The sequence below is a fragment of the Mycobacterium sp. OAE908 genome, from assembly GCF_017872775.1.
Classification (GTDB): Bacteria; Actinomycetota; Actinomycetes; order Mycobacteriales; family Mycobacteriaceae; genus Mycobacterium.
Genome location: NZ_JAGGJL010000001.1, coordinates 4,874,111 through 4,888,994, shown reverse-complemented (window position 1 = coordinate 4,888,994; position 14,884 = coordinate 4,874,111). Strand labels below are relative to the sequence as shown.

The 14,884-nt window shown below is 66.0% G+C and carries 13 protein-coding genes; 6 read left to right on the top strand and 7 right to left on the bottom strand.

Translation table 11 applies throughout. The features are described from left to right. Nucleotides 1–112: 112 nt before the first annotated feature. Together J3E61_RS24130 and J3E61_RS24125 are read left to right on the top strand one after the other, a co-directional pair. Entirely contained in the window at nucleotides 113–583 is a 471-nt protein-coding gene (locus J3E61_RS24130; protein WP_210085245.1) for a cupin domain-containing protein, read from the top strand. 41 nt (nucleotides 584–624) lie between these two features. Beyond that, the gene (locus J3E61_RS24125; protein ID WP_192720591.1) at nucleotides 625–831 is read left to right on the top strand and encodes an RNA-binding S4 domain-containing protein; all 207 of its coding nucleotides are present in this window, start codon (nucleotides 625–627) and stop codon (nucleotides 829–831) included. 9 nt (nucleotides 832–840) lie between these two features. Here J3E61_RS24125 and J3E61_RS24120 read toward each other — a convergent pair whose 3' ends face one another. Continuing rightward, nucleotides 841–3,951, bottom strand: a complete 3,111-nt coding sequence (locus J3E61_RS24120; protein ID WP_210085244.1) for an isoleucine--tRNA ligase — start codon at nucleotides 3,949–3,951, stop codon at nucleotides 841–843. A gap of 340 nt (nucleotides 3,952–4,291) precedes the next feature. Between J3E61_RS24120 and J3E61_RS24115 the strand changes: the two genes are divergently transcribed. Beyond that, nucleotides 4,292–4,507 carry a dodecin domain-containing protein gene (locus tag J3E61_RS24115; RefSeq protein WP_192720593.1) on the top strand — a complete coding sequence of 72 codons (216 nt, stop codon included), beginning with the start codon at nucleotides 4,292–4,294 and terminating at the stop codon, nucleotides 4,505–4,507. Between the two features lie 2 nt (nucleotides 4,508–4,509). Here the strand turns inward: J3E61_RS24115 and J3E61_RS24110 are convergent, their stop codons facing one another. Beyond that, complete coding sequence (locus J3E61_RS24110; protein WP_210085243.1) at nucleotides 4,510–5,154, bottom strand: hypothetical protein; 645 nt, start codon at nucleotides 5,152–5,154, stop codon at nucleotides 4,510–4,512. A 135-nt stretch (nucleotides 5,155–5,289) separates the two neighbouring features. Here J3E61_RS24110 and J3E61_RS24105 point away from each other — a divergent pair, with 135 nt between their 5' ends. Further along, complete coding sequence (locus J3E61_RS24105; RefSeq protein ID WP_192720595.1) at nucleotides 5,290–5,658, top strand: XRE family transcriptional regulator; 369 nt, start codon at nucleotides 5,290–5,292, stop codon at nucleotides 5,656–5,658. Between the two features lie 51 nt (nucleotides 5,659–5,709). Beyond that, the gene (locus tag J3E61_RS24100) at nucleotides 5,710–6,447 is read left to right on the top strand and encodes a hypothetical protein (protein ID WP_192720596.1); all 738 of its coding nucleotides are present in this window, start codon (nucleotides 5,710–5,712) and stop codon (nucleotides 6,445–6,447) included. A 1-nt stretch (nucleotide 6,448) separates the two neighbouring features. On the opposite strand, the gene J3E61_RS24095 is transcribed toward J3E61_RS24100, so the two are convergent. Genes J3E61_RS24095 through mutA form a run of 4 tightly spaced genes read right to left on the bottom strand, consistent with a single transcriptional unit; the run spans nucleotide 6,449 to nucleotide 12,778 of the window. Next, the gene (locus J3E61_RS24095) at nucleotides 6,449–7,720 is read right to left on the bottom strand and encodes a beta-lactamase family protein (RefSeq protein ID WP_210085242.1); all 1,272 of its coding nucleotides are present in this window, start codon (nucleotides 7,718–7,720) and stop codon (nucleotides 6,449–6,451) included. Between the two features lie 50 nt (nucleotides 7,721–7,770). Beyond that, nucleotides 7,771–8,760, bottom strand: a complete 990-nt coding sequence (gene meaB / locus J3E61_RS24090) for a methylmalonyl Co-A mutase-associated GTPase MeaB (RefSeq protein ID WP_210085241.1) — start codon at nucleotides 8,758–8,760, stop codon at nucleotides 7,771–7,773. Beyond that, on the bottom strand, nucleotides 8,761–10,986 hold the full coding sequence (scpA, locus tag J3E61_RS24085; protein WP_210085240.1) for a methylmalonyl-CoA mutase: 2,226 nt from the start codon (nucleotides 10,984–10,986) through the stop codon (nucleotides 8,761–8,763). Nucleotide 10,987: 1 nt separating this feature from the next. Beyond that, the gene (gene mutA, locus J3E61_RS24080) at nucleotides 10,988–12,778 is read right to left on the bottom strand and encodes a methylmalonyl-CoA mutase small subunit (protein ID WP_210085239.1); all 1,791 of its coding nucleotides are present in this window, start codon (nucleotides 12,776–12,778) and stop codon (nucleotides 10,988–10,990) included. Nucleotides 12,779–12,878: 100 nt separating this feature from the next. Between mutA and J3E61_RS24075 the strand changes: the two genes are divergently transcribed. After that, the gene (locus J3E61_RS24075; protein ID WP_210085238.1) at nucleotides 12,879–13,625 is read left to right on the top strand and encodes a TVP38/TMEM64 family protein; all 747 of its coding nucleotides are present in this window, start codon (nucleotides 12,879–12,881) and stop codon (nucleotides 13,623–13,625) included. A 5-nt stretch (nucleotides 13,626–13,630) separates the two neighbouring features. Here J3E61_RS24075 and J3E61_RS24070 read toward each other — a convergent pair whose 3' ends face one another. Continuing rightward, nucleotides 13,631–14,857 carry an SPFH/Band 7/PHB domain protein gene (locus tag J3E61_RS24070; protein WP_192720602.1) on the bottom strand — a complete coding sequence of 409 codons (1,227 nt, stop codon included), beginning with the start codon at nucleotides 14,855–14,857 and terminating at the stop codon, nucleotides 13,631–13,633. Nucleotides 14,858–14,884: the final 27 nt, after the last annotated feature.

Sequence of the window (14,884 nt, the reverse complement as noted above, 5' to 3'; positions counted from 1 at the left end):
GCTATGGCCACCGCCCGACCTCGCCGACCGTGTCCCCGAGGGACACTCTTCTGCAAAGCGTCATCATTTGTTGACAGCGCTGGAAAGTGCGGCTCCGTTGAGAGAGGTTTTGATGGCTACCGAGAAGACCGACTATCGCCTCAACGGCGTACGAATCGTGCACGCCGACGAACTGGACACCAACACCGCGCAGACGCCCGGCATGAATCGCGCGGCAGCGATCAATGCCGCCACTGCGGGGGCCGACAAGTTGTGGGCAGGCACGGCTGTCATCCATCCCGATGCCAAGACCGGACCGCATCACCACGGGCACCTCGAGAGCGTGATCTACGTCGTCGCGGGCCGGGCCAGGATGCGATGGGGCGACCGTCTCGAGTTCACCGCCGAAGCAGGCCCCGGCGACTTCATCTACGTCCCGCCGTACGTGCCGCACCAGGAGATCAACGCAAGCCCCGACGAACCCCTCTCGTGCGTCGTCGTGCGCAGCGACCAGGAACCGGTCGTCGTCAACCTGGATTTGCCCGATGTGGAAGTCGAACCCGAGCACGTGCGGTGGGTCGACGACATCCACCCGGGCAACTAGCAATCCCGCAACCGCCGATGCCAGATCGATAGCCTGACGGAATGCACGATGTGCCGATTCGCGACGAGACGATCCGCCTGGGTCAGTTCCTGAAACTGGCGGGGCTGATCGACAGCGGCGCAGACGCCAAGGTCGTCATCGCCGACGGGCTGGTCGTCGTGAACGGCGAGATCGAACGCCGCCGCGGCAGGCAGCTTCGTTCCGGCGACACCGTGACGTTCGACGGCCGTGGCGCACGGGTCGGCTGAGTCGCCCGGCTAGGCCTTGGCGATCGCCACCCGCACGCCGTCGCCGACCTCGGCGCCTTCCACCGGCTCGCCGAATTCGAAAGTGGTGGCCAGGATCTCGCCCGCGATCAGGTCGGCATGCGTCTGGGCCCACTGCGCCTTGTCCTCGGGCACCGAGATCGTCACCTGGATCCGGTCGGACACGTCGAGGCCCGTCGACTTGCGCAGATCCTGCAACTCCCGAATCAGGTCGCGTGCCCAGCCCTCGGCTTCCAGCTCCGGCGTCACGGTGCCGTCGAGCACCACCAAGCCGGCGCCGTCGGACAGCGCGGTGGTGAACTCGGGGTCGGCGGCCACCAGCCGCGAGCTGTACTCCTCGGGCTGCAGCACGGCAGGCCCCGCAGTCAACGTGCCGTCCTCGTTGAGGACCGCCTCGCCCGCCTTGACGGCCTTGATCGCCGCCTGCACGTCCTTGCCGAGCCGCGGACCGGCCACCTTGGCATTGACGGTCAGATCGAATCGACCGTAGGTGTCGATGTCGTCGGTGAGCTCGACGGCCTTCACGTTGAGCTCGTCGGCCAGCAGATCGGTGAACGGCGAAAGCCGCTGCGGATTCTCTACTGCCACAGTCAGTTTCGGCAAAGGTAGCCGCACCCGCAGCTTCTTCGCCTTGCGCAACGATGACGCCGCCGAGGCGACCTCGCGCACCTGGTCCATGGCCGCGACGAGTTCTGGATCCGCTGGCACCACACCGGCTTCGGGCCAGTCGGTCAGATGCACCGACCGCTCGCCGGTCACGCCGCGCCAGATCACCTCGGTGATCAACGGAAGCAGCGGCGCCGCCAGCCTGCCCGTCACCTCGAGCACCGTGTGCAGCGTGTCGATGGCGTCGGGATCCTCTTCCCAGAACCGCTGACGCGACCGGCGCACGTACCAGTTCGTCAGCGCTTCGGTGAACTGGCGCAGCTGATCACACGCGCCGTAGATGTCGCAGACGTCCAGCGACTCGGTCAGGTCGTCACGCAGTTCGGCGAGCTTGGCCAGGATGTAGCGGTCGAGCACATGCTGCGAATCGGTGCGCCAGGTGCCCTTCTTCGGCGCGTAGAGCGCCAGGAACGTGTAGGCGTTCCACAACGGCAACAGCACCTGTCGGACGCCTTCGCGGATGCCCTGCTCGGTGACGATCAGGTTGCCGCCGCGCAGGATCGGCGACGCCATCAGGAACCACCGCATGGCGTCGGAGCCGTCGCGGTCGAACACCTCGGTCACATCGGGATAGTTGCGCAGCGACTTGCTCATCTTCTGGCCGTCGTTGCCCAGCACAATGCCGTGTGCCACACAGGTTTTGAAGGCCGGGCGGTCGAACAGCGCGGTCGCCAGCACATGCATCGTGTAGAACCAGCCGCGGGTCTGGCCGATGTACTCGACGATGAAGTCGCCGGGAAAGTGCGTGTCGAACCAGTCCTGGTTCTCGAACGGATAGTGCACCTGCGCATACGGCATCGACCCCGAGTCGAACCACACGTCGAACACATCCTCGATGCGCCGCATCGTCGACTTACCGGTCGGGTCATCAGGATTGGGCCGGGTCAACTCGTCGATGTACGGCCGGTGCAGATTGTCCGGTCGCACCCCGAAGTCGCGCTCGAGCTCGTCGAGGCTGCCGTAAACGTCGATCCTCGGGTAGTCCGGGTCGTCGGACTTCCACACCGGAATCGGACTGCCCCAGTAGCGGTTTCGCGAGATCGACCAGTCGCGCGCATTGGACAGCCATTTGCCGAACTGGCCGTCCTTGACGTGTTCGGGATACCAGGTGATGTCCTCGTTGAGCTCGACCATGCGGTCGCGGAAGTCGGTGACCTTGATGAACCACGACGATACGGCCCGATAGATCAACGGGTTTCGGCACCGCCAGCAGTGCGGGTAGGAGTGCTCGTAGGTTTCATGGCGCAACAGCACCGCGCCATTGACCCCCGCCGACCGGCCATGGTTCTTCAGGTCGCGGATGATCTGCGGGTTGGCGTCGAATACGTGCTGGCCCGCATAGTCGGCCACGGTCTTGTCGAAGCGGCCCTTGGCGTCCACCGGTGTGACGGCCGAGATGCCCGCCGCCTGCGTGACCACCATGTCGTCCTCGCCGTAGGCGGGCGACATGTGCACGATGCCCGTGCCGTCCTCGGTGCTGACGTAATCGGCGGCCAGCACCCGAAACGAGTTCGGCGCGTCCATGAAATACGGGAACGGCGGCAGATACCGCGTCTCGACCAGATCCCGGCCGGTGTAGGTGGCAAGCACTTCGGGTTCCTCACCGAGTTCGCGGGCGTAGGCCGCGAGCCGTGCCTGTGCCAGCACGTAGCGCCGCTCGTCGGGACCCTGCACCAGTACATATTCGACATCGGGCCCGACTGCGACCGCCTGGTTCGACGGCAGCGTCCACGGCGTCGTCGTCCAGATCAGCAAATGAGCGCCCTCGAGCGGGCCGTCGGCAACGCGGAAGCCGACGGTGATCGCCGGGTCCTGCCGACTCTGATAGACGTCGTCGTCCATCCGGAGTTCATGGTTGGACAGCGGTGTTTCGTCGTTCCAGCAGTACGGCAGCACCCGATTGCCTTCGTAGGCAAGGCCTTTGTCCCACAACTGCTTGAACGCCCAGATCACCGACTCCATGAAGGTCGGGTCCAGCGTCTTGTAGTCGTTGTCGAAGTCGACCCAGCGCGCCTGCCGGGTGACGTAGGCCCGCCATTCGTTCGTGTACTTGAGCACCGATTCGCGGCACGCGTCGTTGAACTTCTCGATGCCCATCTCTTCGATCTGGGCCTTGTCGGCGATGCCGAGTTGGCGCTGCACCTCGAGTTCGGCGGGCAGGCCGTGGGTGTCCCAACCGAACCGGCGCTCCACCTTGTAGCCGCGCATCGTGCGGTAGCGCGGCACGATGTCCTTCACGTAGCCAGTCAGCAGGTGGCCGTAGTGCGGCAGACCGTTGGCGAACGGCGGGCCGTCGTAGAACACGTATTCCGGTGCGCCGTCGCGACGCGCGACACTCGCGCGGAACGTGTCGTCGGACTCCCAGTAATCGAGGACGTCGAGTTCGAGCTCCGGGAACTTCGGAGCGCCGGATGTCGGCTTCGGATATGCAGTCACTGTGGTCCGTCGTCTCCATGCCAGATCTCTCGGCACGGGGACGACGTCGCGCCGGTGCGCGAGCGCCGCGGTACCACCCCGCTTGCGCACACAGGTGTGCGCCGCTCAACTGCAGGCGATGACGGGCCCACCCGTTCGGGTCTACTTGGCTGGTTCAGCTGTTCTTCCGAAGGCTCCCCGGTGATGGCCGGATCGGTGCCGTTGGGTCGATTCTAGTGGCCGCCGCAAATCAGGGCTGACCAGGCGGCGCGCCGCCTCTGCCGCCGCGCCCCTGCGCTCGGCCAGCGTGTCACCCGCCGACTCCGGCATACCGGCAGCCCAAACCGCGTAGCTTCGCGACATGAGCGATCACACGTACCGAATCATCGAGATCGTCGGCAGCTCGCCCGACAGCATCGACGAAGCGATCCGCAACGGGATATCCCGTGCCTCGGAGACCATGCGCGGTCTCGACTGGTTCGAGGTGCAGTCAGTTCGTGGGCACCTGGCAGACGGCGCCATCGGGCATTTCCAGGTAACGATGAAGGTTGGGTTCCGCCTGGAAGATGCCCGATGACGTCAGACCGGAGCGGCGGCGTCTGAAGTCATCTCGAAGACCGCCAGCGGGAACTGTTCCGTGAGCTCTTCGATGGTGTAGCGGTCGAACCGGGTGGTGTCGTACCACCAGTCGAGGTGCAGCTCGCCGTCGATGCGGTACACCCGCAGCTCGAGTGCATAGCCAAGGCCCGGCGGCGTCTCGTATGAGGGGTCGGTTCCATCGGCCAGTGTGCCGATGTAGTTGAGGAAGATCTCCGGCGACAGCGGGGACGACGGCGCGGGGCTTGCACTGAGCAGGCGGTGCACGTCGCGGAGCATGTCGGTCGGACTCGCTTGCAGCGACGTCGCGCACAGCAGCGGGATGCCGTGAAGCAGCCAGCGCCGCTCTCCGGTGACGTCGATTGCGACGACGCCGTCACCGATGGTGCGAGCGATGGTCCGGCCGAGCGCGGCAAGCAAGATCTCGTCGGCCGCCACCCCCAGCCATTCCGTTGCTCCGTCAACTTCCGCGGTCAACTCTTCGGAAGGCGGTGTGGACAGTTTGTCCAGGACAGGAGCAGTCCCGTCTGCAATGTCATGGTCGACAACCCGCAACGTGGCCATGGCCAGGGTGTCGACCGGATACGTCATCTCGCTGGTCTGATCAGCTAAATAGGGAGCAACCATGTAGCTAACATAACACCGGTTTCCCAAAATTGGGAGAGTGCTCCCAAAAGTGTGACACCTGCGTCAATAACGGCTAAGCCATCCGATTTGCGAAGGGTACTGCCCAAAAGCGGGAAGTCCAGCTATCGTAAGTGCATGCCACGGACCGACGAGAACGGCAGACAGCTCAAGGCGTTGCTTGACTATCTCCTAGACGGCGACATCGATGCCAAGGACATCTATGACGCGTTGGGGATCTCGAGCAGCACGTACTACCGGCGGATAAAGGAAGACGACTATCCGAACGCCGAGGAACTGCGGCGAGTCGCCGACAGGTTCGCGCTTAGCTACCCGGACCTGCAGATCCAGTTCGGATTGATGAGCCGCCAGGAAGTGTGGAGCTACGTCGAGTCGGCCCCGTTCACGACGATGACGGCCGTGCAGGACACCGTGCAGACCAAGCAGACGACCCGCCCGCCGAAGTTATCCGAGATGAAGCCGAGGGCGGACGCTCCTCCTCTTTAATCCGGCTAAGCCGTACACTTTGCTGACAGGCTCAGTACGAAGGCGACTCCCATGGCTCTGGCAACCCTGATAGCGATCACCCTGGCATGTATCGGGTGGAGTTTGTGGATCCGTCGCGTCACCTGGTCGTCTCGCTGGGAGTTCGCTGCGACCCTGAACATCGCATTGCAGGGCGGCGCGGTTCTGCTGATGTCTCCGTGGGCGTCGGAGACGCTCGGTCATTGGCTGCACGCGATGACCGGCAAGTGGAATCTCGAGGACTACATCGGCCACGACCTCTACATCGTCGCCGCGTCCGCCGTCGTGTACAACGCGCTGGGCAGGCTGCAGGACGACCACTCGCTGCAGAGAACCTTCAAGCAGTACGTCGAATATCCGGCGACACTGTGCATCCCGCTGCTGCTGGTCACGTTCACCCTCGGCAACGGCGCGAAGATATACAAGGCCGACTTCTTCCAGGTGCCCACCGACTTCTGGCTGAACATCTACTGGCTGCTGCTTTGCGGCATGCTGATCTACCTGCTGACCTACGGCGCCAGGGCGCTGCTCGTGCTGCGCAAGGATCCGCGTTCGCGCCGGGTGGCCAACATCTATCTCGTCGCCTCGGCGGCGGGCGTGGCCGCATGCGTCGTCCGGCTTGCCACCGCCTTCATCACGCCGCTTCAGACCACCTGGGGCGGTACCACCCTGGTGTGGGTGTTCGCGTGCATGTGCGGTGCGGGATTCGCGATCACATCGGCGGAGTCCTGGCGCAACAAGACCAAATGGTTCACCAACGCCAACCGCTGAATTACAGCGCGACGGGCTTCTGCACGTCGTAGGGCGCGCCGAATGCAGGCACCGTCTGATAGCCCCGCGCGCGCGCCTGCGCGGCGTCGCGGCGGATCAGCGCATAGACCCCCGCGAAGGCCGCCTGGTCGAGCACCATCCTGGTGAGCAGTCGGTTGTGGACGAACCCGAACGACAACCCGGTCTCAGGATCGGCCCAGCCCACCGAACCGGCCAGACCCGCGTGCCCGAAGCCAGGCATCAGCCCCGGCGGGAACGGCAGCGAGTGGTAGCCAAGGTGGAAGCTCATCGGCACGAAGATGTTCCGGTCCGGCAGCAGGCTTGGTTTGCCGATGCAGCCCGTCACCCGCTCCTGCGAAAGGAACTGCCTGCCGTCGATTCGGCCGCCATTGGCCAGCGCGCCATACATCTTGGCCAGGCCTCTGGCTGTCGTCACGCCGTTGGCAGCGGGTATCTCGGAGTCCAGGAACGGGATATCCCCTTGCACAACGGCTTTCATGCCCGGGAAGTACATCGAGCCGAACACCCCTGAGTACTGCATGGCGGCGACCCGGGGCGCGACGAAGTTGAAGATCGGATTGCTCAGCGTGCCCTGCGGCGCGAGGATCTGCGCGGCGCGTGTCGGCGAATCGGCCGGCGGACGGCCCAAGTGCAACCCGTCGGTGTTCAGCGGCTCGGCCAACTCCTCGCGGATCAGCGCGCGCATGCCCTTGCCGGTGACGGCGCGGGCGAGGCCCGACATCAGCCAGCCATACGTCAGCGCGTGATACGCCGGCTTACCGTGCAGCACCCTGTTCACCGACGCCGCGGCCAGGCGGGCCTCCATCGCCATGTGGTCCAGCAGTTCGGCCTTGCTCACGCCGTTGAGCTGGGACAGCCCGGCGCGGTGGCGCATCACGTTACGCACAGTGATCTCGGCCTTGCCGTTGGCCGCGAATTCGGGCCAGTAGGCAGCGACGGGGGCGTCGTAGTCGATCAGCCCGCGGTCGGCCAGTCGGTGGATGACCGTCGACGCGAGACCTTTCGTCACCGACCACACCATCGCGCCGGTATCCGCGGTCCAGTACTCCGTGCCGCGGCGGTCGGCGTATCCCGTCCAGACGTCGACTACCGGTTCGCCGTGGAGGTAGACGGCAAGCGCACCGCCACCGAATCGCTTACCGGGAAACAGCTGGGAAAATGCGCGCACCGTGCAGGCGAAGCTCGAGTCGGCCGCGCCCTGTATGCCGTGAGGGAGCGCTGCGCTGCGCTCCCGGCTTTTGACACCCGTCACAATGTATTGAATTTACCTGCAACCCCGGCAAATAAACGAAGTGTTACCAATTAGTTAGATCCCTGCACGTCAGCCGCATCGAGCAGCTGTTGCGCAGCAAGCGCGGGGGTCAGCTCGCCGTCGCGCACCTGGCGTTCCACCTCGGCGCGGAGCTTCCGCACGGCCGGATGCGACAGCACCCGGTCCAGGACGGTGTCGCGAACCATCGACCATGTCCAGTCCACCTGCTGGGCTCGCCTGCGGGTCTCGAACTCCCCCGCGTCGGTGAGCACCTGGCGGTGTTTGAGCACGGTGTCCCACAGCTCGGTGAGGCCGCTGCCCTCCACCGCGCTCATGGTGAGAACCGGTGGGCGCCAAAGGGTTTCGCGTGGATATATGAGCCGAATCGCTCCTGCGAGCTCGCGCGCCGCCTTCTTGGCCTCGGCCGCGTGCTCACCGTCGGCCTTGTTCACTACCACGATGTCGGCGAGTTCGAGCACGCCCTTCTTGATGCCCTGCAGTTGGTCGCCGGTGCGCGCCAGCGTCAGGAACACGAACGTGTCGACCATGTTGGCCACGGTCACCTCTGACTGCCCGACACCGACGGTCTCGACCAGGATCACGTCGAAGCCGGCCGCCTCGAGCAACACGATGGTTTCGCGGGTGGCCTTCGCGACGCCGCCGAGCGTGCCCGAAGTCGGCGACGGCCGGATGTACGCGTCGGGATGCACCGCGAGCTGAGCCATCCGGGTCTTGTCACCGAGGATGGAGCCGCCGGTGCGGGTGGACGACGGGTCGACGGCCAGCACTGCGACCCGGTGGCCCTGCTCGATCAAATACACGCCGAGCGCTTCGATGGTCGTCGACTTGCCGACACCGGGCACCCCGGTGATGCCGACGTGCATCGCGCCACCGGCTTCGGGCATCAGCTCGAGCAGCAGTTGTTGAGCCTGCTCGCGATGATCCGGGCGGGTCGACTCGACCAGCGTGATGGCTCTCGGCAGGGCGGCGCGGTCGCCGCTGCGGACGGCCGCCGCGAGTTCTTCGACCGGGGTGGTCATCTAGCCGAGGCGGTAGCCAAGCCGCTCGGCCAGCTTCTGCAGCAGGCCGATCGCGGCGTCGGCGATGACTGTGCCCGGCGGGAAGATCGCCGTCGCACCGGCGGCATACAGCTCGTCGAAGTCGCCGGGTGGGATGACGCCGCCGACGACGATCATGATGTCGGGCCTGCCCACCTCGGCGAGCGCGTCGCGCAGTGCCGGCACCAGCGTCAGGTGCCCGGCGGCCAGCGACGAGACCCCGACCACGTGCACGTCGTTGTCGGCGGCTTGGCGCGCCACCTCTTCCGGAGTCGAGAACAGTGAGCCGACGTCGACGTCAAAGCCGATGTCCGCGAACGCCGTTGCGATCACCTTCTGACCGCGATCGTGCCCGTCCTGGCCCATCTTGGCGACCAGGATCCGGGGCCTGCGGCCGTCGGCCTCGGCGAACTTCTCGACCAACTCTGTGGCGCTGGAGATATTGCTGACCTTTCCGACTTCGTCGCGGTAGACCCCGGCGATGGTACGGATCTCGGCCTGATGGCGCCCCCAAACCCTCTCGAGCGCATCGGAGATCTCGCCTACGGTGGCCTTGGCCCGGGCGGCGTTGATGGCGAGTTCGAGCAAGTTGCCATCACCTTCGGTGGCGGCCCGGCTCAGCTCGGTCAGCGCGGCCTCGACGGCGTTCGGGTCGCGGTCGGCGCGTAGCTGCTGCAACTTGGCGATCTGTTCGGCGCGCACCCTGCTGTTCTCGACCTTGAGCACTTCGATCTCGTGGTCTTCGTCAACCTGATACTTGTTGACGCCGATCACCGGCTGCTGCCCCGAGTCGATGCGGGCCTGCGTGCGGGCGGCCGCCTCTTCGATCCGCATCTTGGGGATGCCGTCGCTGATCGCCTGCGCCATGCCGCCGTGCTCGTTGACCTCTTTGATGTGCGCGCGCACCTTCTCGGCCAGTTGATGGGTCAGCCACTCGACGTAGTACGAACCACCCCACGGGTCGATCGGCCGTGTGGTACCCGACTCCTGCTGCAGCAGCAGCTGGGTGTTTCGCGCGATGCGGGCGGAGAAGTCGGTCGGCAACGCAAGCGCCTCGTCGAGCGCGTTGGTGTGCAGCGACTGGGTGTGCCCCTGGGTGGCGGCCATCGCCTCGATGCAGGTGCGCGCGACGTTGTTGAACGGATCCTGCGCCGTCAGCGACCAGCCAGAGGTCTGCGAATGTGTGCGCAATGAAAGCGATTTCGCGTCCTTGGGGTTGAACTCCGCGACCAGTTCGCTCCACAGCAGCCGGCCTGCGCGCAGCTTGGCGACCTCCATGAAGAAATTCATCCCGATGCCCCAGAAGAACGAGAGCCGGGGCGCGAACTTGTCGATGTCCAGGCCCGCGTCGAGTCCCGCCTTGATGTACTCGACACCGTCGGCAAGGGTGTACGCCAGCTCCAGATCGGCTGTGGCACCGGCCTCCTGGATATGGTAGCCGGAGATCGAGATCGAGTTGAACTTCGGCATCTTGGTGCTGGTGTAGCCGAAGATGTCGGAGATGATCCGCATCGACGCCTTGGGCGGGTAGATGTAGGTGTTGCGGACCATGAATTCTTTGAGGATGTCGTTCTGGATGGTCCCGGCCAGCTTCTCCGGCGCCACTCCCTGTTCCTCTGCTGCCACCACATACAGCGCGAGGATCGGCAGCACTGCGCCGTTCATGGTCATCGAGACCGAGACCGTCGACAGATCGATGCCGTCGAACAGCTGGCGCATGTCGAGGATCGAATCGATTGCCACGCCCGCCATTCCGACGTCGCCCTGCACGCGCGGGTGGTCGGAGTCATAGCCGCGGTGGGTCGCAAGGTCGAATGCGACCGAGAGACCCTTTTGGCCTGCGGCGAGGTTGCGCCGGTAGAACGCATTCGACTCTGCAGCGGTGGAGAACCCGGCGTACTGGCGGATGGTCCACGGCTGATTGACGTACATGGTCGGGTACGGACCGCGGATGTAGGGCGCCTCGCCGGGGAAACTGTTCAGCGGGTAGCCGGACTCGACGGCGGCATCACGGTCTGCGCCGATGTACACCGGCTTGACGTCGATGCCCTCAGGGGTGGCCCAATCCAACTGGTCCGGGGTGTAACCGTGCGCGGCGGCCGCGGCTTCGACGTGCTTGGCGACGGCGGCAGCGGTGGCCGGCGCGCTGTTCTGCTCGCCGTGCAGTGGTACGTCGGCGAAACTGCCGATTCCAGTGGTCGCGGTCACCTCAGGCCCCCAATCGGGTGAGCAGGTCGGACAGCACCTCGACCGCGTCGATCTTTGCGGTCACATAGCCGTCGGGTTTCGAATTAACTTCGGCCACAGCCTTTTCCGGGCCTGCGAGCAGGACGTGCGAAACGCCGGCCTTGCGCGCGGCCTCGACGGCCGCCGAGGCCTCTGCGGCGTAGCGGGCGTCGGTGCCGCAGATCACCGCGACTTTGGCTGCCGCGTCCTCGGTGACCGCCTCGATGCCGCCGGAGGCCAGCAGGTTGGTCGCGAACGTGGTGCGAATGTTGTGTTCGGCCAGCGGCCCGAGCGGCAGCAGCAATACCGTCGGCCGCGATCCGGTCTTTTCCAGGAACGCGTCTGATCGTTCCCGCAGCGCCTCGAAGCCCGCGGCGTAGCGCACCACGTTCTCCAGGGAATCACCTTGCGGTAGTGGAGGTTCCGCCAGGTTCGGATACTCGTTGACGCCGGTGATCGCGGTGCGCCGATGCGCGATGTCGTCGGCGCGGCGCTCGGCCACCTCGGTGATCTGCGCGACGACATAGTCGCGGGCGGTCTCGAAGCCACCGCGGGATTCGATGTCCTGGAAGTGTTTCCACGCCTGCTCGGCAAGGCTCTTGGTGAGATCCTCGACAAACCATGAACCGCCCGCGGGGTCGAGCACCCGGCCGATGTGCGACTCCTCCAGCAGTAGCAGTTGGGTGTTGCGGGCAATACGGCGCGCGAAACTCGCTGCGGTGCCGGGGAACCCACCGGGTATGGCGACGTCGAACGGGTGAACCAGCACGGTGTCCGCCCCGCCTGCGCCCGCGGAGAACGCCGCCACTGTGGTGCGCAGCATGTTCACCCAGGGATCGCGCTGCGCCATCATCGGCAGCGACGTGACCGCATGCACCCGGGCGGCTCCCGCGTCGGGCTCCCCCACCACCTCTGCCACGCGGGCCCACAGCCGGCGCGCCACGCGCAGCTTCGCGATGGTCATGAATTGGTCGTCGTCGGCGGCGAACCGGAAACTGAGCTGTCGCAGTGCATCCCGCGGTGCGATGCCGCCGTCCCCGAGCGACCGCAGATACCCGACGGCCGCGGCGATGCTGCCCGCCAACTCCCAGGATGCGCTGGCGCCGAGATTGTGGAACGCCGGGCCGTCGACGGTGATCGCGCGCACGCCGCCGTCGTACCCGGTGGCCTTCGCGGCCACGGCAACGACATCGGCGAGGTTCGCCGTGGCGCGCCCGCTCAGCGGCGCGGTCAACGGGTCGGCACCGAGATCCACCGAAAGCCGCGAGCGCTGGTCGTCGTCGAGATCGGTCAACAGTGCCAGCACCGCATCCGATGCGGCGACGTAGTCGGCACCCGCGTCGAGCACGATCGGCACCAGATCGAGGAACACACCGTCGAGCAGCCGATCCAGCCCCGAGCCGCCGACGCGCAGCACCAGCGCGCTGACGCCTTCGGTCAACGCAACCAGCACAGCGCCGTTCGCGTCGGCCGGCGAGGATCCGTCGACAGGAAAGACTTCGGCAACCCGCCAGCCGGACTTGACGTCGCGCAGCGCATCGCCACCGCGCACGAACGGCCACTGCCCCGGCAGTGCCGGTTCCGGCAGCTCGTCGAGCGAGGTGTAGAGCGGGCGGACCGGAAAATCTTCGTAGGTCGGCGAGTCCAGCAGCCGCTCAGGCTCGGCTGGCAAATCCGCGGGGTCACGCCGGGTGCTCTTGGCAAGGACGCCGGCTACCGCCGAGCGCCACCTCGCGACATCGGAATCCGTAACACCGGGTTTCTGCACAGCCATCAGGCTAAATGATCGCCATCACAGCAGCGCCTGCCGGTTGGCCGACTCACACCGATGCGCAGAACGTGTCGCCGCCGCGCGGGCCGTAGTGTTGGTAGGCGTGAAACCCGTCGTCAGCACCCTGCGCGCGCTGCGTGCTGCGGTGATTTCCACGGCGTCGACGGTTTCGCCCCGCCGCTTCATCGCGATCCTGACAGCAATTGTGATTCTCGTCGCAGTTGCCTGGCTGGTGCCGCTGCCGACAGCTATTCAGCTGCGTGATTGGGTGAAAGCGGCCGGTCCGTGGTTCCCGCTGGCGTTCCTCGCGGCACACATTGTGATGACGGTCTTCCCGTTTCCCCGCACCGTGTTCACACTCGCCGCAGGCCTGCTCTTCGGGCCCTACCTAGGTGTGCCGCTGGCGGTGCTGGCCAGCACCGTGAGCGCTGTCATCGCGCTGCTGTTGGTGCGCGCCGCAGGCTGGCAGCTGAGTCGGCTGGTCAAGCACTCGCGGGTGGAGTCGGTCGACGCGCGGCTACGCGAGCGCGGCTGGCCGACGGTGATCTCCATGCGAATGATCCCGGCGATGCCGTTCTCGGTCGTCAACTACGCGTGCGGAGCCTCCGCGGTGCGCGTACTCCCGTACACACTGGCCACCGTGGTGGGTCTGCTGCCAGGCACCGCCGCCGTCGTCATCCTTGGCGACGCGCTGACCGGCCACGTCAGCCCGCTGCTGTTCGTGGTGTCGCTGTGCACCGCGAGCATCGGCATCGCGGGGTTGATCTACGAGATCCGTATCCACCGCCGCCATCACCGCGACCGGCTCGCCGACTCGGCTCCCGACACCGAGCCGGCGATCACCGGTTGAGTCGACTAGCCGCCGTGCCGTCCAGGAGCCTGCGGCGGCCCGTCCTGTGGCTGCTGTGACAGCGGCGGATACTGCATCGTCGGCATGGTGTCGTGCGGCAGCGGCGGCGGCGGCAAGGCGCCGATGCCCGATGAGCCACGCGCGTCCGCCTCGGCCTTGGCGACGGCCTGCGCGATCGCCGGGTCTGTCTGCGTCGTGAACCACTCGGCGACCTCGTCGGAATCGTCTTCTGGCGCAGGCAGATCCTCCTCTACCGGAGACGGGGTGTAGCGGAATACACCGTCAGAGCCCGGGGCGCCCAGCATCTTGGTGAAGCCCTCCAGTGCCGAGCCGAAGTCGCTGGGCACCAGCCAGACCTTGTTCGCCTCGCCCTTGGCCATCTGCGGAAGCGTCTGCAGGTACTGATAGGCCAACATCTCCGGGGTCGGCCTGCCCCTCTTGATCGCGGCGAAGGTCTTCTCGATCGCCTTCGCCTGGCCCTGTGCCTGCAGGTAGGACGCTGCCCGTTCGCCCTGGGCGCGCAGCATGCGCGACTGCCGATCGGCCTCGGCCGCGAGGATCGCCGCCTGCTTGGCACCCTCTGCCGCGAGAATCTGCGCCTGCTTCTGGCCTTCGGCCTGTTTGATCGACGCCTCGCGGGAGCCCTCCGCGGTCAGAATCATGGCCCGCTTCTCGCGGTCGGCGCGCATCTGCTTTTCCATCGAATCCTGGATCGACGGCGGCGGGTCGATGCTGCGCAGCTCTACTCGTGCCACCCGCAGACCCCATCGGCCGGTGGCCTCGTCGAGCACGCCGCGCAGCTGCCCGTTGATCTGATCGCGCGACGTCAGCGTCTGCTCCAACGTCATGCCGCCGACCACATTGCGCAGCGTGGTGGTGGTCAGCTGCTCGACGCCGACGATGTAGTTGCTGATCTGGTAGACCGCCGCCTGCGGGTTGGTGACCTGGAAGTACACCACGGTGTCGATGTTGACAGTCAGGTTGTCCTCGGTGATCACCGGCTGCGGCGGGAACGAGACCACCCGTTCGCGCAGGTCTACTCTGGCGCGGATTTTGTCGACGAACGGCAGCAGCAGCGTCAGCTGACCGGACACGGTCTTGCTGTAGCGGCCCAGCCGTTCGATGACCGCGGCCTCGGCCTGCGGGATCAGCGCGATCGACTTGGCCACGATGATGGCGGCGAATACCACCAGCACCCCGACCAGGATCAGGCCGGCGACGGCACCTTCCATGACGCGTTCCTTCCTAGGTTGTCCAGT